The organism is Pseudomonas sp. HMSC065H01 (assembly GCF_001815235.1).
In the GTDB taxonomy this organism is placed as follows: domain Bacteria; phylum Pseudomonadota; class Gammaproteobacteria; order Pseudomonadales; family Pseudomonadaceae; genus Pseudomonas; species Pseudomonas aeruginosa.
This window is the reverse complement of record NZ_KV819892.1, coordinates 37,214-58,033: the sequence shown is the minus strand read 5'-3', so window position 1 is coordinate 58,033 and position 20,820 is coordinate 37,214. Positions and strand designations below refer to the sequence as shown.

22 protein-coding genes are annotated in these 20,820 nt (G+C 67.6%); 13 read left to right on the top strand and 9 right to left on the bottom strand.

Features of this window, described 5'->3' with window-relative positions:
* The first annotated feature begins 6 nt into the window (after nucleotides 1-6).
* Nucleotides 7-903, top strand: coding sequence for a CDF family cation-efflux transporter FieF (gene fieF / locus HMPREF3014_RS15655; protein ID WP_003093118.1), 897 nt, complete (start codon nucleotides 7-9; stop codon nucleotides 901-903).
* Here fieF and HMPREF3014_RS15650 read toward each other — a convergent pair.
* Nucleotides 896-1,579 (bottom strand): DUF6515 family protein, encoded by a 684-nt coding sequence (locus tag HMPREF3014_RS15650; RefSeq protein WP_003114323.1) that lies wholly within the window; start codon nucleotides 1,577-1,579, stop codon nucleotides 896-898. The genes fieF and HMPREF3014_RS15650 overlap by 8 nt on opposite strands.
* 447 nt (nucleotides 1,580-2,026) lie before the next feature.
* Here HMPREF3014_RS15650 and HMPREF3014_RS15645 point away from each other — a divergent pair, with 447 nt between their 5' ends.
* The 3 genes from HMPREF3014_RS15645 to HMPREF3014_RS15635 all read left to right on the top strand — a co-directional run bounded on the left by HMPREF3014_RS15645 (nucleotide 2,027) and on the right by HMPREF3014_RS15635 (nucleotide 3,440).
* Complete coding sequence (locus tag HMPREF3014_RS15645; protein WP_003119210.1) at nucleotides 2,027-2,536, top strand: Lrp/AsnC family transcriptional regulator; 510 nt, start codon at nucleotides 2,027-2,029, stop codon at nucleotides 2,534-2,536.
* A gap of 201 nt (nucleotides 2,537-2,737) precedes the next feature.
* The gene (locus HMPREF3014_RS15640) at nucleotides 2,738-2,947 is read left to right on the top strand and encodes a DUF2788 domain-containing protein (protein WP_003093125.1); all 210 of its coding nucleotides are present in this window, start codon (nucleotides 2,738-2,740) and stop codon (nucleotides 2,945-2,947) included.
* A gap of 100 nt (nucleotides 2,948-3,047) precedes the next feature.
* Nucleotides 3,048-3,440, top strand: coding sequence for a globin (locus HMPREF3014_RS15635; RefSeq protein ID WP_003093127.1), 393 nt, complete (start codon nucleotides 3,048-3,050; stop codon nucleotides 3,438-3,440).
* Between the two features lie 33 nt (nucleotides 3,441-3,473).
* Here the strand turns inward: HMPREF3014_RS15635 and HMPREF3014_RS15630 are convergent, their stop codons facing one another.
* On the bottom strand, nucleotides 3,474-4,043 hold the full coding sequence (locus HMPREF3014_RS15630; RefSeq protein ID WP_003106061.1) for a pseudouridine synthase: 570 nt from the start codon (nucleotides 4,041-4,043) through the stop codon (nucleotides 3,474-3,476).
* Between the two features lie 138 nt (nucleotides 4,044-4,181).
* Between HMPREF3014_RS15630 and HMPREF3014_RS15625 the strand changes: the two genes are divergently transcribed.
* Complete coding sequence (locus tag HMPREF3014_RS15625; RefSeq protein WP_003119208.1) at nucleotides 4,182-5,267, top strand: MBL fold metallo-hydrolase; 1,086 nt, start codon at nucleotides 4,182-4,184, stop codon at nucleotides 5,265-5,267.
* Here the strand turns inward: HMPREF3014_RS15625 and HMPREF3014_RS15620 are convergent.
* The 6 genes from HMPREF3014_RS15620 to ladS all read right to left on the bottom strand — a co-directional run bounded on the left by HMPREF3014_RS15620 (nucleotide 5,225) and on the right by ladS (nucleotide 12,725).
* Nucleotides 5,225-5,791 carry an SEC-C metal-binding domain-containing protein gene (locus HMPREF3014_RS15620; RefSeq protein WP_016254302.1) on the bottom strand — a complete coding sequence of 189 codons (567 nt, stop codon included), beginning with the start codon at nucleotides 5,789-5,791 and terminating at the stop codon, nucleotides 5,225-5,227. The two genes, HMPREF3014_RS15625 and HMPREF3014_RS15620, sit on opposite strands and share 43 nt — an antisense overlap.
* A 150-nt stretch (nucleotides 5,792-5,941) precedes the next feature.
* Nucleotides 5,942-7,441, bottom strand: a complete 1,500-nt coding sequence (gene amn, locus HMPREF3014_RS15615; protein ID WP_003119204.1) for an AMP nucleosidase — start codon at nucleotides 7,439-7,441, stop codon at nucleotides 5,942-5,944.
* Nucleotides 7,442-7,495: 54 nt separating this feature from the next.
* Nucleotides 7,496-7,927 carry a PaaI family thioesterase gene (locus tag HMPREF3014_RS15610; protein WP_003093139.1) on the bottom strand — a complete coding sequence of 144 codons (432 nt, stop codon included), beginning with the start codon at nucleotides 7,925-7,927 and terminating at the stop codon, nucleotides 7,496-7,498.
* Nucleotides 7,928-7,938: 11 nt separating this feature from the next.
* Entirely contained in the window at nucleotides 7,939-9,588 is a 1,650-nt protein-coding gene (locus HMPREF3014_RS15605) for an acyl-CoA dehydrogenase family protein (protein ID WP_003119203.1), read from the bottom strand.
* Entirely contained in the window at nucleotides 9,585-10,232 is a 648-nt protein-coding gene (locus HMPREF3014_RS15600) for a TetR/AcrR family transcriptional regulator (protein WP_003093144.1), read from the bottom strand. The genes HMPREF3014_RS15605 and HMPREF3014_RS15600 overlap by 4 nt, the downstream gene beginning before the upstream one ends.
* A gap of 105 nt (nucleotides 10,233-10,337) precedes the next feature.
* Nucleotides 10,338-12,725: a hybrid sensor histidine kinase/response regulator LadS gene (gene ladS / locus HMPREF3014_RS15595; RefSeq protein WP_034017401.1), complete on the bottom strand. Its 2,388-nt coding sequence runs from the start codon at nucleotides 12,723-12,725 to the stop codon at nucleotides 10,338-10,340.
* A gap of 210 nt (nucleotides 12,726-12,935) precedes the next feature.
* Here ladS and HMPREF3014_RS15590 point away from each other — a divergent pair, with 210 nt between their 5' ends.
* The 4 genes from HMPREF3014_RS15590 (at nucleotide 12,936) to HMPREF3014_RS15575 (ending at nucleotide 16,451) form a co-directional block, all read left to right on the top strand.
* The gene (locus HMPREF3014_RS15590; RefSeq protein ID WP_003100335.1) at nucleotides 12,936-13,733 is read left to right on the top strand and encodes a hydroxymethylpyrimidine/phosphomethylpyrimidine kinase; all 798 of its coding nucleotides are present in this window, start codon (nucleotides 12,936-12,938) and stop codon (nucleotides 13,731-13,733) included.
* Nucleotides 13,734-13,743: 10 nt separating this feature from the next.
* Nucleotides 13,744-14,373, top strand: a complete 630-nt coding sequence (gene thiE / locus HMPREF3014_RS15585) for a thiamine phosphate synthase (RefSeq protein WP_003093148.1) — start codon at nucleotides 13,744-13,746, stop codon at nucleotides 14,371-14,373.
* Nucleotides 14,374-14,410: 37 nt separating this feature from the next.
* Nucleotides 14,411-15,694, top strand: a complete 1,284-nt coding sequence (hemL, locus tag HMPREF3014_RS15580; protein WP_003093150.1) for a glutamate-1-semialdehyde 2,1-aminomutase — start codon at nucleotides 14,411-14,413, stop codon at nucleotides 15,692-15,694.
* A gap of 208 nt (nucleotides 15,695-15,902) precedes the next feature.
* Entirely contained in the window at nucleotides 15,903-16,451 is a 549-nt protein-coding gene (locus HMPREF3014_RS15575; protein WP_003093155.1) for a tetratricopeptide repeat protein, read from the top strand.
* A 15-nt stretch (nucleotides 16,452-16,466) separates the two neighbouring features.
* Here the strand turns inward: HMPREF3014_RS15575 and HMPREF3014_RS15570 are convergent, their stop codons facing one another.
* Nucleotides 16,467-16,799 (bottom strand): DUF1820 family protein, encoded by a 333-nt coding sequence (locus HMPREF3014_RS15570; protein WP_003093157.1) that lies wholly within the window; start codon nucleotides 16,797-16,799, stop codon nucleotides 16,467-16,469.
* A gap of 128 nt (nucleotides 16,800-16,927) precedes the next feature.
* Between HMPREF3014_RS15570 and miaB the strand changes: the two genes are divergently transcribed.
* From miaB to HMPREF3014_RS15550, 4 genes are all read left to right on the top strand, one after another.
* Entirely contained in the window at nucleotides 16,928-18,268 is a 1,341-nt protein-coding gene (gene miaB, locus HMPREF3014_RS15565) for a tRNA (N6-isopentenyl adenosine(37)-C2)-methylthiotransferase MiaB (RefSeq protein ID WP_003093158.1), read from the top strand.
* A gap of 168 nt (nucleotides 18,269-18,436) precedes the next feature.
* Nucleotides 18,437-19,459 (top strand): PhoH family protein, encoded by a 1,023-nt coding sequence (locus HMPREF3014_RS15560; protein WP_003093159.1) that lies wholly within the window; start codon nucleotides 18,437-18,439, stop codon nucleotides 19,457-19,459.
* A complete protein-coding gene (gene ybeY / locus HMPREF3014_RS15555; protein ID WP_003093160.1) occupies nucleotides 19,449-19,931 on the top strand; it encodes an rRNA maturation RNase YbeY in 483 nt (160 codons plus the stop codon). The genes HMPREF3014_RS15560 and ybeY overlap by 11 nt, the downstream gene beginning before the upstream one ends.
* Complete coding sequence (locus HMPREF3014_RS15550; RefSeq protein WP_003093161.1) at nucleotides 19,928-20,767, top strand: HlyC/CorC family transporter; 840 nt, start codon at nucleotides 19,928-19,930, stop codon at nucleotides 20,765-20,767. The genes ybeY and HMPREF3014_RS15550 overlap by 4 nt, the downstream gene beginning before the upstream one ends.
* Nucleotides 20,768-20,820 lie beyond the last annotated feature (53 nt).

Here is a 20,820-nt window from a genome sequence, read left to right as displayed (position 1 = left end):
CGCCCCATGAGTCCCGATTCCCCCCACGCCCGCCTGCTGCGCCTGGCCACCCTGGCCTCGCTCGGTGTCGCCGTCACCCTGGTCATCGGCAAGGCCATTGCCTGGTGGCTGAGCGGTTCGGTGAGCCTGCTCGCCGGCCTCACCGACTCCCTGCTGGACAGTGCCGCCTCGCTGCTCAACCTGCTGGCGGTGCACTATTCGCTACGCCCGGCCGACGACGACCACCGCTACGGCCACGGCAAGGCCGAGGCCCTGGCCGGCCTGGCCCAGGCCATGTTCATCGGTGCCAGCGCGGTGCTGGTGGCTATCCAGGCGGTCGAGCAATTGCGCGACCCGCAGCCCCTCGGCGCGGCCACCTGGGGCATCGCGGTGATGCTGCTGTCGCTGCTGCTCACGGCCCTTCTCCTGGCCTTCCAGACCCACGTCATCCGCCGCACCGGTTCCACCGCGATACGCGCCGACTCGCTGCACTACCGCTCGGACCTGCTGCTCAACGCCAGCATCCTCGTGGCACTGCTCCTGGCCCGCTACGGCTGGCCACAGAGCGACGGCCTGTTCGGCCTGGGCATCGCCCTGTACATCCTCTGGAGCGCCCTGCAGATCGCTCGCGAGTCGGTGTCGATCCTGATGGACCGGGAACTGCCTACCGACATCAGCGAGCGCATGCGCGAACTCGCCTGCAGCGTGCCGGGAGTGCTCGGCGCGCACGACGTGCGCACGCGGATTTCCGGCAACCACTGGTTCGTCCAGTTGCACCTCGAACTGCCCGGCGAGCTGAGCCTGTCGGTGGCCCACGCCCTGACCGACCGCGCAGTGCTGGCGATCAAGCGCGAATACCCGAAGGCCGAGGTGCTGATCCATGCCGACCCGCAGGAAGTGGTCGGCAAGGAAACCGTCAGTTGACGCTGTAGCCGCGCCCGCTCAGGCAGGCGGCCATGGCCCGGCGGTAGCCGTTGGCGACCTCGGCGGCCGGCGCGTAGGTCGCCCCCGCCGGGTCGAAGCCGCTCTCGCCCACCGCCCAGCGGTGGCACTCGTAGCGGTCGCGGCCCTGCTGGTCGGGCCCCTGGCCGCGCGCGGGGTAGGCCACCACGTCGTAGCTGGCGGCCGGCCCGCTGACCGGATAAACGGGTCCCGCTGCCCGCGGCGGCGGGCTGACCACTTCGTACTCGCGGGTGTCGGCATGCCACAGGTAGTAAGTGCCGGCGGCAAGGAAGTACAGCACGCTGCCCAGCCAGACCTGCTCCGCATAGGGCGGCAGGCTGCGGACGCGCACCCCGCGGGGCGGCACGACCAGCACATAGCGCGGGCCGTCGGGTCGGTACCAGTAGCCGTCGTCGAAGAAATACTCGCCGCCGCGATAGGGCACCCGCAGGTGCCCGCGCGGCAAGGCCTCCACCACCCGGCCCGGACGCCAGTCGGGATGCGGTCCCCAACTGCCGCCATGCGCTTCGCCGCGGCCAGGTCCCGGTTGTCCGTGGGCAACACCGCGCTCGCCGCCGGCTCCACCGCGTCCCCCTCGGCCGTCGTCGGCCTGCGCCTGGACGCACAGGCTCAGCGAGAGAGCGCCCACCCCGAGCATTCGCCACCATCCACCGTTCATCGTCTGCCTCGCCCCGGGCCTGGTCGCCCGGCCACGTTCGAATGATCCCGGGAACGACTTTCCGCCGTTTTCCGCCAAGGGTGGGTAAACGCCGGGTAAAGAATGGGTAAAAGCGCGGCACGGGCCGGATCGCGGGCAAAGAAAAAGGGAGGCCCGTCGACCTCCCTTCTGGGGTAACTGTCCTGGCTCGGCGCTGTTGGCGACGGCTCACCTCACTCCACCTTCTGGGCGGTGTGCAACCCGGAGGCCGGCGCAACCCTGTAGGGTCGGCGGCCACGGCTGGCCTGATTGGGCGAGCCGTGATGGACGAGATGTCCGGGCCGTGAATCTGGGTAAAAGAATACGTCGCCAGGCGCGACCAATGATTGCTAATATTGCTCACCAGAACCTTGATTGCGCAATAAATCACTCAAATTCACCTTGCCGATGGCAATCAACCTGAAAGAAATCCTCGCCATGAACAAACTCGACCGCTACGACCTGCGTATCCTCGAAGAACTCCAGCGCGACGCACGCATCTCCAACCAGGAACTGGCAGAACGGATAGGCCTGTCGCCATCGCCCTGTTCGCGACGGGTCAAGCAGCTCGAGGACGACGGCTACATCGTCCGCCAGGTAGCCTTGCTGGACCGCAAGAAGCTCGGCCTGAGCCTCACCGCCTTCGTCCTCATAGGCATGGATCGACACACCCCGGAACGCTTCGAACACTTCCAGGAAGTCATCGGCAAATGCCCGGAAGTGCTGGAGTGCAGCCTGGTCACCGGGATGGACGCGGACTACCAGTTGAAGGTCGTGGTGCCGGACATGGACCACTACCAGAAGCTCCTGCTGGGTACCCTGACGCGCATCGAGGGGGTCTCCAGCGTGCGCTCCAGCTTCGTCCTCAACCAGGTGCTGGCGAGTACCGAACTGCCGCTGGAGCACCTGCGCGATTGATCGTAGCGAGACCTGGGACATGACACGGAACAGGCGGCATGCCGTATAATCGGCAGCCTGTTTCAGTTGTCATGCCCGCGTGGCCCCCGCATATAAAGAGCAGCCTGCTCGTAGAACGATAAACGCCTTGCCCGCCCCCCATGGCACGCTCCGTCCGACCGCGAGCCGGACTTCGTTTGCTTGAAAATCCGGAGGTTGCCAATGGATCCCGAACTGTTCGAAGAGTGGATGATGACCGGTCTGGTGACCGTGCTTATCCTGTTCATGGCTTTCATCGTGTGGGACCTGGCGAAGAAGTCGAAAGCCGGCAAGTTCGGAACCCTGATCCTGTTCTTCGCCCTCGGCCTGGGCGTACTGGGCTTCATCATCAAGGGCCTGGTCATCGGCAGCCTCGAAGGCGCGGGCATGTAACCCCGGCGCCACGCGCGTCATCCAACCATTCGTAATCATCCGCCGGCCCCGGCCAACGGGGCCGGCTCGCCTTGCCATTGCCTAGAACAAGGGAGTCGCCATGAACGCCGCCGACCGCGTCATGCAGAGTTATGGACGCTGCTGTGCCAGCACCGGATTCTTCGATGATTTCTACCGGCATTTCCTTGCCAGTTCCCCGCAGATTCGCGCCAAGTTCGCCACCACCGACATGACTGCGCAGAAACACCTGCTGCGTGCCGGGATCATGAACCTGGTGATGTACGCCCGCGGCATGTCCGACAGCAAGCTGCGCGCCCTCGGCGCCAGCCATTCGCGCGCCGCGCTGGATATCCGCCCGGAACTCTACGACCTGTGGCTGGACGCCCTGCTGATGGCGGTCGCCGAGCACGACCGCGACTGCGACGCCGAGACCCGCGACGCCTGGCGCGACGTGATGGGTCGTGGCATCGCCGTGATCAAGTCGTACTACTGATCGTTCCGCGCCCGCTGGACGACGCCCCTCTCGTCAGTCCAGCCGCGCCGGCACTTCCCGCCATTCCCCGAGGCCCAGGCCATCCAGGCTCCAGGGGCCGATCCGCACCCGCACCAGCCGCAGCGTCGGCAAGCCCACCGCCGCCGTCATCCGCCGCACCTGGCGATTGCGCCCCTCGCGGATCACCAGTTCCAGCCAGTGGGTCGGCACCGACTTGCGAAAACGCACCGGCGGCACCCGCTCCCACAACGTCGGCTCATCCAGCAGACGCGCCTCGGCGGGCAGCGTCGGGCCGTCGTTGAGCGTCACGCCCTCGCGCAGGCGCCGCAATTGCTTCTCGTCCGGCGTACCTTCGACCTGCACCCAGTAGGTCTTCGGCAGCTTGTGCCGGGGGTCGGCGATGCGCGCCTGCAGGCGACCGTCGTTGGTCAGCAGCAACAGGCCCTCGCTGTCGCGGTCCAGGCGCCCGGCCGGATACACGCCCGGCACCGGGATGAAGTCCTTGAGGGTCGAACGCCCTTGCTCGTCGTTGAACTGGGTCAGTACGTCGAACGGCTTGTTGAACAGCAGCAGCTTCGGCTCGCTCGGCGGCGCCTTGGCCACCCGGCGTGGCGCAGGGCGGACGGGATGACGCGGGGAAGGACGCGGGGGACGGGACATGACTGGAAACGAGTTGGCTTGATCGGGGTACCGGGCGGCATGCTAGGTTGTCCGAGAGCCTGACCGCAAGAGCATCCCCTCATGCCCTCCCTGCGTCCCACCTGGCTGATCAGCCTGCTGACCCTGGCCGGCTGCGCTGGCAGCGCCTATCAGGGTCCGCCTTCGGACCATTTCGACGGCGAACGTTTCCGCAATATCCAGCCGACCGCGCACAAGAGCCTGCGCGACCTGCTCAAGTGGCAGTGGAACCGCCCGCCGCAACGCCCGTGGGTCGCCCTGCCGCCGACGGCAACGCCGCCAAGGGTGAACGAGCGCGCCCGCGGCGAAGAACTGCGGGTCACCTACATCAACCACGCCACCCTGCTGATCCAGCACCGCGGCCTGAACATCCTCACCGACCCGGTCTGGTCGCAACGGGTCAGCCCGCTCGCCTTCATCGGCCCGAAGCGCCACCATCCGCCCGGGTTGACGCTCGACCAGTTGCCACCGATCGACCTGGTGCTTGTGAGCCACAACCACTACGACCACCTCGACCTGGAAACCCTGCGCCAGCTCCACCGGCGCTGGCCGACGGCCAAGGTGGTCAGCGGCCTGGGCAACGCCGGGCTGATCCGCCAGACAGGTTTCGCCGACGTCGTGGAGATCGACTGGTGGCAGGCCGTGCCGCTGGGCGCTGGCCTGACGCTGCATGGCGTACCGGTGCAGCACTGGTCGTCGCGCACCCGCAGCGACACCAACCGCACGCTCTGGCTCGGCTTCGTCATCGACTCGCCGGACGGCCCGCTGCTGTTTCCCGGCGATACCGGGCTCGGCCCGGAGTTCGGGCTGATCCACCAGCGCTTCGGGGCGATGCGTTTCGCCGCCCTGCCGATCGGCGCCTACGAGCCGCGCTGGTTCATGCGCGACCACCACATGAATCCCGACGACGCGGTGCAGGCCCATCGCACGCTGCAGGCGCAGACCAGCATGGCCATCCACTTCGGTACCTTCAATCTCACCGACGAACAGCAGGACGACCCGCCCAAGGCGCTCCAGGCGGCGCTGCGCAGCCAAGGCGTGGACCCGGCGACCTTCGGCACGCCGAAACCCGGCGAGCAGTGGCGCGTCGCACCGCGCAACGTCGCTCAGGAGGCCGAGGCCACCAGGCGGGAGCAGCAGTTGCGGTAGCGCTTGCCGCTGCCGCACGGACAAGCCTGGTCGCCCCGGCCGCCCAGGGCCAGCCAGCTTTCCAGGCGCGCGGCCATCCCGGCCAGGCGCTCGCGGGCCTCGTCGTCCAGGCCGGCGCGGGCCAGTTGGCGCCGCAGGCCGAGGTAGTCTTCCAGCAGGACATCGCGGCTGAGCGCCTGGTACTGGTCGGCCAGCGGCACGCCTTCGTAGCGCCGCTGCGGGTCGGCCAGGAAAGCGATGGCGCCCGCCTGCGGCAGGACATTCCACAGGTTGCCGCGCGGATCGCGCCAGCAAGCGCTGAAACGCGCGCGCAGGGCCAGGCCGCGCCATTCTTCCAGGATCCAGCCGTCGACCCGCTCGCCGCCGAGGGCGTCGACCGCCCGACCGACCGAGAACCACGGTTCGCCGGCCAGGCTTTCCGGCATCGGCAACGGCGCTGCCACTTCCGGCGCGGCATCGGGCACCAGGCGGCGGGCGAAGCGACGGAGCGGGTTGCTGAGATGAGTGGGGGCGCTGAACGGCATGGGGCTCACATCGATGGCAGGCGTGGTCGTTCCGACCGGCAGAAGGCGCCGCGGTTCCACGCAGGGCGAAGGGCCATCATTGTAGGGCCTCGGCGCCGCGAGGCGTAGAAGCGCGCCGAGGTTTCCGCACGGAAACCGCGGCGCGTCCGATCAACGGAACGGCGGCTCGTCGAAACTTCGCAGCTTGCGCGAGTGCAGCGAGTTGAGCTGGCTGCGCAACAGGTCGAGGGCGGCGATGCCGATCCGCAGGTGCTGGTTCACCGCGCGCTCGTAGAAGGCGTTGGCCGAGCCGGGCAGCTTGATCTCGCTGTGCAGCGGCTTGTCCGAGACGCACAGCAACGTGCCGTAGGGCACCCGCAGGCGGTAGCCCTGGGCGGCGATGGTGCCGCTCTCCATGTCCACCGCGATGGCCCGCGCCAGGTTGATCAGTGGCCGCTCCTGGGCCCAGCGCAGCTCCCAGTTGCGGTCGTCGTAGGTGAGCACGGTGCCGGTGCGCAAGCGTCGCTTGAGCGACTCGCCGCGCTCGCCGGTGACTTCGGCGGCGGCTTCCTGCAAGGCGACCTGGACTTCGGCCAGCGCCGGGATCGGGATGTGCGGCGGCAGCGCGCGGTCGAGGATGCCGTCGCGGCGCATGTAGGCGTGCGCCAGTACGTAGTCGCCGATGGTCTGCGACTGCCGCAGGCCGCCGCAGTGGCCGATCATCAGCCAGCAATGCGGACGCAACACCGCCAGGTGGTCAGTGATGTTCTTCGCGTTGGACGGGCCGACCCCGATGTTGACCAGGGTGATGCCGTCGCCATCGGCGGCGATCAGGTGGTAGGCCGGCATCTGGTAGCGGTGCCAGACCACCCCGGCGACGATGGCGTTGGCCTCGCCTTCGTCCATCCCGCGTTCGATGATCACGTTGCCCGGCAGGACCATGCGCACGAAGCGCGGGTCCTCGCGCAGGCGGGTCAGGCCGAGGCGGATGAACTGGTCGACGTAGCGGTGGTAGTTGGTCAGCAGGATCCACGGCTGCACGTGGCGCCAGTCGCTGCCGGTGTAGTGCACCAGGCGGCGCAGGGAGAAGTCCACCCGCGCGGCGTCGAACAGCGCCAGCGGCAACTGGTCGGCGCGTTCCCATTCGTAGAGGCCGTCGGCGATGTCGTCGGAAGCGGCGGACAGGTCGGTGCTGGGGAACACCCGCGCCAGCTCGGCGGCGGTCACCCCGGAGCCGGCCAGCTCGTCGCCCTGCTCGACCACGTAGGGATAGGGGATGTCCTGTTGGCTCGGGCCGACCTGCACCTGCACGGTGAAATCGTCCATCAGCGGACGCAACTGTTCCAGCAGGTACTTGCGGAAGGCGTCGGGGTGGGTGACGGTGACGCTGTATTCGCCCGGCACCTGGACCTTAGCGTAGGCGCGGGTGGTGGACGGCACCTCGCCCTGGCAGCGGTAGCCGATGCGCAGTTGCGGGTAGTGGAAGTTCTGCCGCTCGGCCTCGCTTGGCTCGATGCGCTCCTTGATGTAGCGCTTGAGCGCCTGGCTCAGCGCCGCGGTGGCCTGGCGGTGCAGCTCGGCAAGACGGTCGACGGCCTCCTCGGCCGTGCGGGCGACGACGAACCCGTCGTCGGAATCGATACTCATGGTGGGCTTCCTGTCGGTTCGCATGGAAAACATCTTGCCTGTACCGACAGGAAAACACAGCGCTTTTCTCCCGTTACCTCATTCGGCCAGCGCCACCACCGCCATGGTCACGGTGGCCTTGCTGAACAGGTGCCGCCGACCGTCCCGCTCGGCGAACACCTCGGCCTCGACCACCGTCACCTGGCGCCCGGCCTTGAGCACCTCGGCGCGACACAACAGGCGCTGGCAAAGCGCCGGGCGCAACAGGTTGAGCTTGAACTCCAGGGTCAGCACCGTCTGCCCCTCCTCCACCAGGGTCGCGGCGGCGGCCCCGGCGGCATGGTCGGCCAGGGTCGCCTGGACCCCGGCATGGATGAAGCCGTTCTGCTGGGCGTGGCGGGGCAGGATGTCCAGCCCCGCTTCGACCCAACCCGGCCCGCAGTCCAGCGGACGGATGCCGAGGTCGCCGACGAAACTGGCCGCGGCGAAGCCCTGCTCGACCAGCTCCCGGTAGCGCGGATGCGCCTGCATCGCGACGCGCCTCAGGCCAGGTGCGGGGTGGCGCGAGCCAACAGCGCCTCGACCTCGACGCCGCGCGGCAGGGTGCCGTAGACCCGCCCGCCGTCCCCCAGGCGACTGCCGATGAAGGCGTCGGACACCGCGGAGTTGCCGGCTTCCAGCAACAGCTTGGCCTGCAGGGCGATCGCCACGTCCTCGGTGAGCTGGCGGGCGCGGTACTGGATGTCGGCGGTGTCGGCGAAGGCCGCCTTGAGGTTGCCGATGTGCGCGGCGAGACGGGCGTCGCCATGGCCGTCGCCCAGTTCGGCGAACAACGCGTCGAGCACCCCCGGCTCCTTCGACAGGGCACGCAGCACGTCCAGGCACTGCACGTTGCCGGAACCTTCCCAGATCGAGTTCACCGGGGCCTCGCGGTACAGCCGCGGCAGGATGGTTTCCTCGACGTAGCCGGCACCGCCCATGCATTCGGAGGCTTCGTTGATCATCGCCGGGGCACGCTTGCAGATCCAGTACTTGCCCACCGCGGTGACCAGGCGGGCGAACTTCTCCTCCTGCTCGTCGTGGCCACGGTCCAGGGCATGCCCCATGCGCAGGGTCAGGGCCAGCGCCGCCTCGCTTTCCAGGGCCAGGTCGGCGAGCACGTTCTGCATCAGCGGTTGCTCGGCCAGCACCCGCCCGCCGACCTTGCGGTAGGCACAGTGGTGGGCGGCCTGGGTCAACGCCTGACGCATCAGTGCGCTGGAGCCGATCATGCAGTCGAAGCGGGTCATGGCGACCATCTCGATGATGGTCGGCACGCCACGGCCCTCTTCGCCGACCATCCAGGCCAGGGCGCCGCGATACTCGATTTCGCTGGAGGCGTTCGACCAGTTGCCCAGCTTGTCCTTCAGGCGCTGGATGTAGAACTGGTTGCGGCTGCCGTCCGGCCGGTGGCGCGGCAGCAGAAAGCAGGTCAGGCCCTTGTCGGTGTAGGCCAGGGTGAGGAAGGCGTCGCACATCGGCGCCGAGCAGAACCACTTGTGCCCGACCAGTTCGTAGGCCTGCCCCGGCCCGGGAATCCCCACCGGGTAGGCCCGCGTGGTATTGGCCCGGACGTCGGTGCCGCCCTGCTTCTCGGTCATCGCCATGCCGATGGTGACGCCCGCCTTCTGCTCCATCGGCACGTTGCGCGGGTCGTACTCGCGGGAGAGGATCTTCGGCAGCCATTTCTCGGCCAGGTCCGCCTGCAGGCGAATCGCCGGCACGCTGGCGTAGGTCATGGTCAACGGGCAACCGGTGCCGGCCTCCGCCTGGCTGTGCAGGTAGGACAGCCCGGCCCGCGCCACCTGGGCGCCGGGGCGCGGGTCGGTCCAGGGCAGCGAGGGCAGTTCGTGTTCGATGGCGGCGCGCATCAGCTCGTGGTAGGCGGGGTGGAACTCCACCAGGTCGACGCGGTTGCCGTAGCGGTCGTGGCTATGGAACTCCGGCTTGTGCTGGTTGGCCAGGAAGCCGGCCGCCATCAGCGGGCCGCCGGCCAGCTCGCCGTAGCGCTGCAGGCGCTCCTCGGCCCAGCCGCCCTGGTAGCGACGCACCCACTCCTGGAGAGGCAGGTCGAGGCGGTAGAGGTTGGCACCATCCAGCGACGGTACCTGGTTGGTCACTTCGTGGGTTTCGGCGTACTGGTGCAGGTTCATGAGGGTTCCTCGCAGACAGGCGCGCCCACCGCGCGCAGGCAGAAGTTCACCAGAGCCGTACTCACCGGCTCCAGACTCGGTTCCGGCTGGCCGCTGTCGCGAGCGGCGCGCGCCGGGGGAGACAAGGGGCCGACCAGCGCCTCGGCGATGGCCCCGACCAGGCAGGCCGCGGCAAGCGGCACCAGGGAAAGCTGGAATGCGCCACTGCGCCGGCCCTCCTCGAGCAGTTCGACGAACAGTGCGGCGTAGGCCTCGCGATAGCGCAGGCGCTGCTCGTCGACTTCAGGATCCACCGGCTCGGCGATCAGGGCGAAGGCCAGCCGCTGGCTGCTCCAGGCGCGCGCGGCAAAGCGCCGCAAGCCCTCGGCCAGGCGCCAGGCGGGCGCGCCGGGACCGCGCAGGACCACGGCCAGGGCATCGACCTCACGCTGGCTGGCGCGGCGGAAGATTTCCGCCGCCAGCTCGCCCTTGCCCCGGAAGTGGCGGTACAGGCTGCCGGTGGCGATCCCCGCGTCGTCGGCCAGGGCCTGCATGGTCAGCGCGGCGAAACCGCCCTCCGCGACACGCCGCAGGCCTAGCTGGAGGATGCGCTCGCGCAGCGCGGAATCGCGTTGCAGGCGGCGTTCGGTGACACGATAGACCATGACTGAATCCGGATTCACTTTTTCCCAGTGAATCACGCTTCAGGCTTTGCCTAAAGAGACATACAGGTCGCGCAGGCCGGCATTTCAGCCAGCCGCGGAAAGGCTTCAGGCGGACTTGGTGACGATCGGCTGGCACAGCAGCCAATCGTGCAGCAGGGTCTGCAACTCTTCGAACTTGACCGGCTTGGCCATGTAGTCGCTCATGCCCGCCGCCAGGCAGCGCTCGCGATCGCCGCTGTGGCTGTGGGCGGTCAACGCCAGCACCGGCAGTTCCGCGCAGCCGGGCAGCGCGCGGATCGCCCGACAGGTGGCGAAGCCGTCCATCACCGGCATCTGGCAGTCGAGCAGTACGCCGTCCGGCCGCTCGCGCGCCAGCAACTCCAGGGCCTCGCTGCCGTTGTCGGCGGTGCGCACCCGGTAGCCGAGCTTGAGCAGCATGCCGCGAGTCACCAACTGGTTGATGGCGTTGTCCTCCACCACCAGCACCGTGCACTCCTCGGGACGCCGCACCGCCTGCCCGCCGGCGCGCCGCGGCGGCGGCGCCAGGCCCTGGGCCGGCTGGGTCAGTTGCAGGCGCAGGAGGAAGCGGCTGCCCTGCCCCGGCCGGGACTCGTGGGTCAGCTCGCCGCCAAGCAGTTCCACCAGCTTGCGGCACAGCGCCAGGCCGATGCCGAGGCCTCCGTAGCCACGGGTCAACGAGCTGTCGGCCTGGACGAAACGCTGGTAGAGGTCGCTGCCGGCGGCCATGTCGAAACCGATGCCGGTGTCGATCACTTCCACCCGCAGCGCCACCCCGTCATGGGTACGCCCGGCGGCGACGCGCAGGGTGACGCTGCCCCTGGCGGTGAACTTGATCGCGTTGTCGACCAGGTAGCCCAGCGCCTGGGCCAGCTTGCCGGCATCGCCTTCGAGGGTATCCGGCAGGCTGTCGTCCAGTTGCAGGGCGAAGCGCAGGCCCTTCTCCTCGGCGCGCGGCGCGTACTGCGCGCGCAGGCTGTCGAACAGGCCGCGCAGGCTGAACGGCTCGCGGCGCGGGTAGAGCTTGCCGGCCTGCAGTTCGATGAGGGCGAGGATGTCGTTGACCATCCGCATCATGTCCCGCGCCGAACCGGCGGCGGTGCGCTGGTACTCGGCGAGTTCGACGTCCATCGGCACCGTCTGCATCAGCTCCAGCGAACCGATCACCCCGCTCATCGGGGTGCGCAGTTCGTGGGTGACGGTGGCGAGGAACTCGTCCTTCAGGCGGTTGCTGTTGGCCAGTTCCTGGTTCAGCGCTTCCAGCTTGCGGCTGGACTCCTGGAGGATTCGCGCGCGCTCCTCCTTCATCGCGTTGATCCGGTCGGCCAGCGCCAGCGACAGCAAGCCCACCTCCAGCGCCGAACCGATCTGGCTGGCATACATGGTGAGGAACATGTTCGGTAGGTAGCCGAGGACCATCAGGGTGTTGACGATGCCGCCGAGAAGGAAGGCGGTCCAGGCGATGATGAAATAGCGCGTCACGCGCATGCCGCGCAGCCAGGCGAGGATGCCGGCGGCGAAGATCAGGCCGGTGAAGGCCAGCGCCAGGTAGGTGGCCAGGCGCAGGGCCACGGCGTAGCTCATGGTCAGCGCCATCAGCATGACCAGCGCGCCGACCGCCATCAGCGCCAGCAGGCCGCGGTCGACCCACACGCTGTGGTCGCGGGTATGCAGGAAGCTGCGCGCGAACTGGCAGCCGAACAGCGCCGCCGAACCGATCAGGAATGGCGTGGCGGCGTTCGCCCACCAGGGGCTGTCGGGCCAGAAGTACTCGATGCCGGCGCCGTTCACCGAGACCTGGTAGAGCCCGAACGAAGCGATATAGAGGATGTAGTAGAGATAGCTGGTATCGCGGACGCTGAGGAAGATGAACAGGTTGTAGATCAGCATCACCAGCAGCACGCCATAGATGATGCCGAGCACATAGATGCGTTCGGGCTGCTCCTCCAGGTAGGCCTTGGGCGACCACAGGGTCAGCGGCGCCTGGATCGACCCCTGGCTTTCCAGCCGCAGGTAGACACGCTGCGGCTTGTTCGGCTCGAGGCCGAGTTCGAACAGGTAGTTGTTCTGCCGGATCGGCCGACTGGCGAACGGCAATGTGTCGCCGGTGCGCTGGGCGAGGCGGTAGCCGCCCTGGCCATCGGGCAGGTAGAGGTCGAGCTTGTCCAGCGGCGGATAGGCCAGCTCCAGCAGCCAGGTGCGCGGATCGCTGGAGGCGACCGGCCGGTAGTCCAGGTCCAGGCGCAACCAGAACACCGAGCGCGAATAGCCGGCATTGAGCACGTCCTTGTCATGGCGGCGGAAGCTGCTGTCGATGGCCCGCGAGGTGATGTCGTTGATATCGGCGCTACCGCGCACGTCCTCGAACACGTCGATGGACTGCCCCAGCGGCAGGCGCTCGACCTGCTCGTTGAAGCTCACCGCACCCGCCAGGCACGGCAACGCAAGAAGAAAGAGAATCAGCCAGTGCCGCATGATGCCCCGCAGTGCTCCTCGAACGGACCGGGAGCCCCACCTCCCTCGTCATGGTCCGCCCTTGGCGAGCGTTGTATGAATATTCGCCGAACTTTAGCACACGCCACGCCACGTCAGGCCCGGGACGTGTCACGCAGGGCCCGGGCGCGGCGCCCGAAAGGTCGTCCGCGCAGCCGCCACGAAGCGCTTTTAGTGGTAAGCTCACGCGCCATGAAAACACCGACTTCCCGCCCCGTAGTGCTCTGCCTGTCCGGTCACGACCCCAGTGGTGGCGCCGGACTGCAAGCCGACATCGAAGCCCTGCTCGCCCAGGGCTGCCACGCCGCCCCGGCGGTCACCGCGCTGACCGTGCAGGACACCGTCAACGTCAGCGACTTCCGCGTCCTCGACCGCGAGTGGGTGCTGGCCCAGGCCAACGCCGTACTCGCCGACCTGCCCGTCGCGGCGGTCAAGCTGGGTATGCTCGGTTCGCTGGAGATGGTCGACACGGTGGCCGAGATCCTCGCCGCCCACCCGCACTTGCCGGTGGTCTGCGATCCGGTGCTGCGCGCCGGCGGCGGCGGTGCGCTGGGCAAGGGCGACGTCGGCTTCGCCATGCGCGAGCGGCTGCTGCCGCGCGCCACCATCGCCACGCCGAACCTGCCGGAAGCGCGCCTGCTCGCCGACCTGCCCGAGGGCAGCGCCGACCAGTGCGCCGAGCGCCTGCTGGAACACTGCGAGCACCTGTTGATCACCGGCGGACACGGCGACGAAAGCGAAGTGCACAATCGCCTGTACAGCCGCGACGGCAGCCGCCGCACCTTCACCTGCCAGCGCCTGCCCGGCAGCTACCATGGCTCCGGCTGCACCCTGGCCAGCGCCCTGGCCGGTCGCATCGCCCTCGGCGAAGCGCTGCACGGCGCCGTGCAGAGCGCCCTCGACTACACCTGGCGGACCCTGCGCGACGCCGAGAGTCCGGGCCACGGCCAATACGTGCCGCGCCGCCTGCCCACCGACTTCTGTCACTGAGAGCCAGCCGATGAAACTGCGCGGCCTGTACGCCATCACCGATAGCCAGCTACTGGACGACGGCCGCCTGCTGCCCTACGTCGAAGCCGCGCTCCGCGGCGGCGCGCGCCTGCTGCAATACCGCGACAAATCCAGCGACCAGGCGCGGCGCCTGCGCGAGGCGGAAAGCCTGCGCGAACTCTGCGAACGCCACGGCGCGCAGTTGATCGTCAACGACGACGCCGAACTCGCCGCGCGCCTGGGCGTCGGCCTGCACCTCGGCCAGACCGACGGTTCGCTGTCGGCGGCGCGCGCCCTGCTCGGCCGCCAGGCGATCATCGGCGCCACCTGCCACGCCCAACTGGAACTGGCCGAGCAAGCGGTGGCCGAGGGCGCCAGCTACGTCGCCTTCGGCCGCTTCTTCAATTCAAGCACCAAACCCGGCGCCCCCGCCGCCAGCGTCGAACTGCTCGACCAGGCCCGGCCGCGCCTGCACCTGCCGATCACCGCCATCGGCGGCATCAGCCTCGACACCGCGCCCGGCCTGATCGCCCGCGGCGTCGATCTGGTCGCCGTGATCCATGCGCTGTTCGCCGCCGCGTCCGCCGCCGAGGTGGAACGCCGCGCCCGCGCCTTCAGCGCCCTGTTCGAACCTGCCTGACGCCTCCGCGCCTCGCCCGAGAGATAGAGAGCTAGCCATGTCCCGTTCCGAAACGCTGTTCAACAACGCCCAGAAACACATTCCCGGCGGGGTCAACTCCCCGGTGCGCGCCTTCAAGAGCGTCGGCGGCACCCCGCTGTTCTTCAAGCACGCCGAAGGCGCCTATGTACTGGACGAGGACGACAAGCGCTACGTGGACTATGTCGGCTCCTGGGGCCCGATGATCCTCGGCCACAGCCATCCGGACGTGCTCGACGCGGTGCGCCGGCAACTCGACCACGGCCTGTCCTATGGCGCGCCGACCGCGCTGGAAGTGGAAATGGCCGACCTGGTCTGCTCCATGGTGCCGTCGATGGAGATGGTGCGCATGGTCAGCTCCGGCACCGAGGCGACCATGAGCGCCATCCGCCTGGCCCGCGGCTACACCGGGCGCGACAGCATCATCAAGTTCGAAGGCTGCTACCACGGTCACTCCGACAGCCTGCTGGTGAAGGCCGGCTCCGGCGCCCTGACCTTCGGCGTGCCGAACTCCCCGGGCGTTCCGGCGGCCTTCGCCAAGCACACCCTGACCCTGCCGTTCAACGACATCGAGGCGGTGCGCAAGACCCTGGGCGAAGTCGGCAAGGAGGTCGCCTGCATCATCGTCGAGCCGGTTGCCGGCAACATGAACTGTGTGCCGCCGGCGCCGGGCTTCCTCGAAGGCCTGCGCGAAGCCTGCGACGAACACGGCGTGGTGCTGATCTTCGACGAAGTGATGACCGGCTTCCGTGTCGCCCTCGGCGGCGCCCAGGCCTACTACGGGGTCACCCCGGACCTGTCGACCTTCGGCAAGATCATCGGCGGCGGCATGCCGGTGGGCGCCTTCGGCGGCAAGCGCGAGATCATGCAGCAGATTTCCCCGCTGGGCCCGGTCTACCAGGCCGGCACGCTCTCGGGCAACCCGCTGGCGATGGCCGCCGGCCTGACCACCCTGCGCCTGATCAGCCGCCCCGGTTTCCACGACGAACTGACCGCCTACACCACGCGCATGCTCGACGGCCTGCAACAGCGCGCGGATGCCGCCGGCATCCCCTTCGTCACCACCCAGGCGGGCGGCATGTTCGGCCTGTACTTCAGCGGCGCCGACGCCATCGTCACCTTCGAGGACGTGATGGCCAGCGACGTCGAACGCTTCAAGCGCTTCTTCCACCTGATGCTCGACGGTGGCGTGTACCTTGCGCCTAGCGCCTTCGAGGCCGGCTTCACCTCCATCGCCCATGGCGACAAGGAGCTGGAAATCACGCTGAACGCCGCCGAAAAAGCCTTCGCCGCGCTGAAATGACCCTCTTCGCGGCGCCCTTCCCGGGCGCCGCCCTCCACCCCGCCGGAACGCCTTCCTAGCCGAAATGCATAAACGCGCCGACAAAGTTCCCGAAAAGACAGTAAAGACTTTGTAAGGAGGCGTCGGCTTATTTCATAATGTGAGGGTCAGCGCATTTCGTTGGCCGGGCAGCCCTTGCCCGCCCCGATCCAGGAGGTGTCTTCCCCTCATGTTCCGTACCGGCCGCACCCTCGCCCTGGGTTGCCTGTTGATCCTCCAGCCGCTGCTCGCGCAGGCGGGAGGCAACTCGTTGCTGATTCCAGCGACCGGCCGCTGCGCGCTGAACACCGTTCCCGAAGAATTGCAACAGGCGCTCGCCGCCTGCCAGCAGGTCGCCAATGGCGGCGACGCCGAGGCGCAATACGAACTGGGCGAATTCTTCTACGACGGCGAGCGCATCCCGCGCGACCTCCAGGCCGCCCTCAACTGGTTCGAGAAAGCTTCTCTACAGGGCCATGCCCAGGCCCAGTACCACCTCGGCACCATGTTCTTCCGTGGCGAAGGGGTTCCGGCGAACAACGTACAGGCCTACATCGTGCTGAAGATGGCAGCGGTGAACGGCGCCGAGGACGCCCTGGACAGCGCCGACCTGGTAGCCGAGCAGATGAACCGCGACGAACTGGACATCGCCACCCGGGTGCTGGGGCAGATCTTCCGCAACTACCTGATCGAACTGCAGACTGCCGGCGGCGTCACGCCCTTCGCGCCGCTGCCCTGACGTCCCTTTCGCGAATCAGTCGCTCTTGCCGGGCATCGGCATGGGGAACGGCATGACGTTGCCCGCGCCCTTGGCCTCGCTGATCTTCGGCGTACCCAGGCGCTCGACCTCGTCGATGCGGACGATCGCGTGCATCGGCACGAAGCTGCGCAGAACGCCTTCGAACTGCGCCTTGAGCTTCTCCTCGCTGGGGTCCACCACCACCTGGGTGCGCTCGCCGAAGACGAACTCCTCGATTTCCAGGAAGCCCCACAGATCGCTCTGGTAGATCTGCTTGGCATACATCTCGAAGACCTGGCCCTGGTTGAGGAAAATCACCTTGTAGATGGGGTTTTCGCGCTTGTTCATGGCGGGGAAAGCAATGCCGGAAAATGAAGGGCGCGAATCATAGCACAGCCTTTCGGCCAGCAACGCTAGGAACCGGGGGCCCCGCCCTCTATAATGCGCGGTCCTTTTCGAACTGTCCGACGAAGCGCATGGCCAAGAAGCTTTTCATCGAAACCCACGGCTGCCAGATGAACGAGTACGACTCGTCGCGAATGGCGGACCTGCTCGGTGAACACCAAGCCCTCGAGGTGACCGAAAACGCCGCCGAGGCCGACGTCATCCTGCTCAATACCTGCTCGATCCGCGAGAAGGCCCAGGAAAAGGTGTTTTCCAAGCTCGGCATGTGGCGCGAGCTGAAGCAGCAGAATCCCGACCTGGTGATCGGCGTCGGCGGCTGCGTGGCCAGCCAGGAAGGCGCCGCGATCCGTGAGCGCGCGCCCTATGTCGACGTGGTCTTCGGCCCGCAGACCCTGCACCGCCTGCCGGAAATGATCGACGCCGCGCGCAGCACGCGCAAGCCGCAGGTCGACGTGTCCTTCCCGGAAATCGAGAAATTCGACCGCCTGCCGGAACCGCGGGTCGATGGCCCCACCGCCTTCGTCTCGGTGATGGAAGGCTGCAGCAAGTACTGCAGCTTCTGCGTGGTGCCCTACACCCGCGGCGAGGAAGTCAGCCGACCATTCGACGACGTGATCGCCGAAGTGATCCACCTGGCCGAGAACGGCGTCCGCGAAGTCACCCTGCTGGGACAGAACGTCAACGGCTTCCGCGGCCTGACCCACGATGGCCGCCTGGCCGACTTCGCCGAACTGCTGCGGGTGGTCGCCGCCGTCGACGGTATCGAGCGCATCCGCTATACCACCTCGCACCCGCTGGAATTCTCCGACGCGCTGATCCAGGCCCACGCCGAGGTGCCGGAGCTGGTGAAATTCATCCACCTGCCGGTGCAGTCGGGCTCCGACCGCGTGCTGGCGGCGATGAAGCGCAACCATACCGTGCTGGAATACAAGTCGCGTATCCGCAAGCTGAAGGCCGCGGTACCGGACATCTGCATCAGCTCCGACTTCATCGTCGGTTTCCCCGGCGAAACCGAGAAGGACTTCGAGCAGACCATGAAGCTGGTGGAGGACGTCGGCTTCGACTTCTCCTTCTCCTTCATCTACAGCGCGCGGCCCGGCACGCCCGCCGCCGACCTCGCCGACGACCTGCCGGAAGAAGTGAAGAAACAGCGCCTGCAGATCCTCCAGAGCCGCATCCACCAGCAAGGCTACGAGATCAGCCGGCGCATGGTCGGCAGCACCCAGCGGATCCTGGTCACCGACTTCTCGAAGAAGGACCCGGGCATGCTCCAGGGGCGCACCGAGAACAACCGGATCGTCAACTTCCGCTGCGACAATCCACGCCTGATCGGCCAGTTCGCCCAGGTGCACATCGACGACGCGCTGCCGCACTCGCTGCGCGGCACCCTGATCGACAGCACCCTGCATTGAGGCCGACGACCGTACGGCGGGCTCGCTGAACCTTCCCGCCGCCACGGTGCACCAACGTTTCAGCGGGAACCGGGAAAGCGCCGCCGCGATACGGCAACTTTGCGCGACGATATCCAGCGGTTATTCTCTTCCCTATCAATCAGCCACTGGCGAGTACGACAGAACACCTTGAACGCCCCCCAGGAACTTCATCGCTTTATCCTCGAGCCGTTCGACGCCCGCAGCTTCGCGACACTTTGCGGGCAGTTCGACGAGCATCTCCACCAGATCGAGAAACGCCTCGACATCGAGATCCGCAACCGCGGCAACCAGTTCGAACTGGCCGGCGAACCGCGCCGGACCAAGGTCGCCGAACGCCTGCTGCAGCGTCTCTACCGCGAGGCGCAGAACGGCACCGATCTCACCCCCGACACCGTGCACCTGTACCTGCAGGAGTCCGGCCTGGAAGACCTCGAGGAATTGCAGAGCGCGCCGCAGGTCACCCTGAAGTCGCGCAAGGCGCACATCCGCCCGCGCGGCGCCAACCAGCAGCGCTACGTCAAGGCGATCCTCGACCACGACATCAACTTCGGCATCGGCCCGGCCGGCACCGGCAAGACCTATCTCGCCGTGGCCTGCGCCGTCGACGCCCTGGAGCGCGAGCAGATCCGCCGCATCCTGCTGGTGCGCCCGGCGGTCGAGGCCGGCGAGAAGCTCGGTTTCCTTCCCGGCGATCTGTCGCAGAAGATCGACCCCTACCTGCGCCCGCTCTACGACGCGCTCTACGAGATGCTCGGCTTCGAACACGTGGCCAAGCTGATCGAGCGCAACGTCATCGAGGTCGCGCCGCTGGCCTACATGCGCGGGCGCACGCTGAACAACAGCTTCATCATCCTCGACGAGAGCCAGAACACCACAGTCGAGCAGATGAAGATGTTCCTCACCCGGATCGGCTTCGGCTCCACCGCGGTGATCACCGGCGACGTCACCCAGGTCGACCTGCCCCGCGGCACCCGCTCCGGCCTCAAGCACGTGATCGAGGTCCTGCAGGACGTCCCCGGCATCAGCTTCACCCACTTCAAGCCCAAGGATGTGGTCCGCCACCCGCTGGTGCAGCGTATCGTCGAAGCCTACGAGCGTCACGAGAGCCGCCAGCAAGGCCAGGTGCGGCCGGTCGAGGGAACGGGCAAGGGCGGTCACGATGCCGCTTGAGCTCGACCTGCAGGTCGCCAGCGCCGCCCCGGACCTGCCCTCCGAAGCGCAGTTCCGCGCCTGGTGCGAACTGGCCCTGCGCCAGCGTCCGGAGTCGGAGCTGACCATCCGCCTGGTGGACGAGGCCGAAGGCCTGGAACTGAACAGCACCTACCGGCACAAGGACTACGCGACCAACGTGCTGTCCTTCCCCGCCGATGTCCCGGACGAGCTTCTCGATATCCCGCTGCTCGGCGACCTGGTGATCTGCGCCCCGGTGGTCGCCCGCGAAGCCCTGGAACAGCGCAAGCCGTTGCAGGCCCACTGGGCCCACCTGGTGATCCACGGCTGCCTGCACCTGCTCGGCTACGACCACATCGACGACGCCGAAGCGGAAGAAATGGAAACACTGGAACGTGAATTGCTGGCGGAACTGGGTCATCCCGATCCGTACGCCTGCGACGACGAAGAGCCACCGAGCAAGGAAAAATGAGCGAAGACCGATCGAGCAACGGGCACAAGTCCTGGCTGGACAAGATCACCCAGGCTTTTGCCCACGAGCCGAGAAACCGCCAGGAGCTCCTCGAGCTGCTGCGCGATGCCCACGACAACAAGCTGCTGGACAGCGAGGCGCTGTCCATCGTCGAGGGGGCGATCCAGGTCGCCGACCTGCAGGTGCGCGACATCATGGTGCCGCGCTCGCAGATGATGAGCATCCGCTCGACCCAGACGCCGAAGGAATTCCTTCCGGCCATCATCGAAGCCGCCCACTCGCGCTACCCGGTGGTCGGCGAAAGCCTCGACGACGTCATGGGCGTACTGCTGGCCAAGGACCTCCTGCCACTGATCCTGCACAACGACGAGCGTCCCTTCGACATCAAGGAACTGCTGCGTCCGGCTACCTTCGTCCCCGAATCCAAGCGCCTCAACGTGCTGCTCCGCGAATTCCGCGCCAACCGCAACCACATGGCTATCGTCATCGACGAATACGGCGGCGTGGCCGGCCTGGTGACCATCGAGGACGTGCTGGAACAGATCGTCGGTGATATCGAGGACGAGCACGACGTCGAGGAGGACAGCTACATCAAGCCGCTGCCCAGCGGCGATTTCATCGTCAAGGCGCTGACCCCCGTGGACGCCTTCAACGACTTCTTCGGCTCGGAATTCTCTGACGAGGAATTCGATACCGTGGGCGGCCTGGTGATGAGCGCCTTCGGCCACCTGCCCAAGCGCAACGAAGTGGTCGAGCTGGGCGAGTTCCGTTTCCGCGTACTCAACGCCGACAGCCGCCGCGTCCATCTGCTGCGCCTGTCTCCCCTGCAGAACTGAGCGCGCCCCCTCCGCCGCGGCGGAGGGGGCATCTTCCCGCGCCGTCCTTCTGG

Coding starts and splice junctions, on each gene's coding strand:
- fieF (WP_003093118.1), top strand. CDS start 7: ATGAGTCCCGATTCCCCCCACGCCCGCCTGCTGCGCCTGGCCACCCTG.
- HMPREF3014_RS15650 (WP_003114323.1), bottom strand. CDS start 1,579: ATGCTCGGGGTGGGCGCTCTCTCGCTGAGCCTGTGCGTCCAGGCGCAG.
- HMPREF3014_RS15645 (WP_003119210.1), top strand. CDS start 2,027: ATGGCAATCAACCTGAAAGAAATCCTCGCCATGAACAAACTCGACCGC.
- HMPREF3014_RS15640 (WP_003093125.1), top strand. CDS start 2,738: ATGGATCCCGAACTGTTCGAAGAGTGGATGATGACCGGTCTGGTGACC.
- HMPREF3014_RS15635 (WP_003093127.1), top strand. CDS start 3,048: ATGAACGCCGCCGACCGCGTCATGCAGAGTTATGGACGCTGCTGTGCC.
- HMPREF3014_RS15625 (WP_003119208.1), top strand. CDS start 4,182: ATGCCCTCCCTGCGTCCCACCTGGCTGATCAGCCTGCTGACCCTGGCC.
- HMPREF3014_RS15620 (WP_016254302.1), bottom strand. CDS start 5,791: ATGCCGTTCAGCGCCCCCACTCATCTCAGCAACCCGCTCCGTCGCTTC.
- amn (WP_003119204.1), bottom strand. CDS start 7,441: ATGCGAACCGACAGGAAGCCCACCATGAGTATCGATTCCGACGACGGG.
- HMPREF3014_RS15610 (WP_003093139.1), bottom strand. CDS start 7,927: ATGCAGGCGCATCCGCGCTACCGGGAGCTGGTCGAGCAGGGCTTCGCC.
- HMPREF3014_RS15605 (WP_003119203.1), bottom strand. CDS start 9,588: ATGAACCTGCACCAGTACGCCGAAACCCACGAAGTGACCAACCAGGTA.
- HMPREF3014_RS15600 (WP_003093144.1), bottom strand. CDS start 10,232: ATGGTCTATCGTGTCACCGAACGCCGCCTGCAACGCGATTCCGCGCTG.
- ladS (WP_034017401.1), bottom strand. CDS start 12,725: ATGCGGCACTGGCTGATTCTCTTTCTTCTTGCGTTGCCGTGCCTGGCG.
- HMPREF3014_RS15590 (WP_003100335.1), top strand. CDS start 12,936: ATGAAAACACCGACTTCCCGCCCCGTAGTGCTCTGCCTGTCCGGTCAC.
- thiE (WP_003093148.1), top strand. CDS start 13,744: ATGAAACTGCGCGGCCTGTACGCCATCACCGATAGCCAGCTACTGGAC.
- hemL (WP_003093150.1), top strand. CDS start 14,411: ATGTCCCGTTCCGAAACGCTGTTCAACAACGCCCAGAAACACATTCCC.
- HMPREF3014_RS15575 (WP_003093155.1), top strand. CDS start 15,903: ATGTTCCGTACCGGCCGCACCCTCGCCCTGGGTTGCCTGTTGATCCTC.
- HMPREF3014_RS15570 (WP_003093157.1), bottom strand. CDS start 16,799: ATGAACAAGCGCGAAAACCCCATCTACAAGGTGATTTTCCTCAACCAG.
- miaB (WP_003093158.1), top strand. CDS start 16,928: ATGGCCAAGAAGCTTTTCATCGAAACCCACGGCTGCCAGATGAACGAG.
- ybeY (WP_003093160.1), top strand. CDS start 19,449: ATGCCGCTTGAGCTCGACCTGCAGGTCGCCAGCGCCGCCCCGGACCTG.
- HMPREF3014_RS15550 (WP_003093161.1), top strand. CDS start 19,928: ATGAGCGAAGACCGATCGAGCAACGGGCACAAGTCCTGGCTGGACAAG.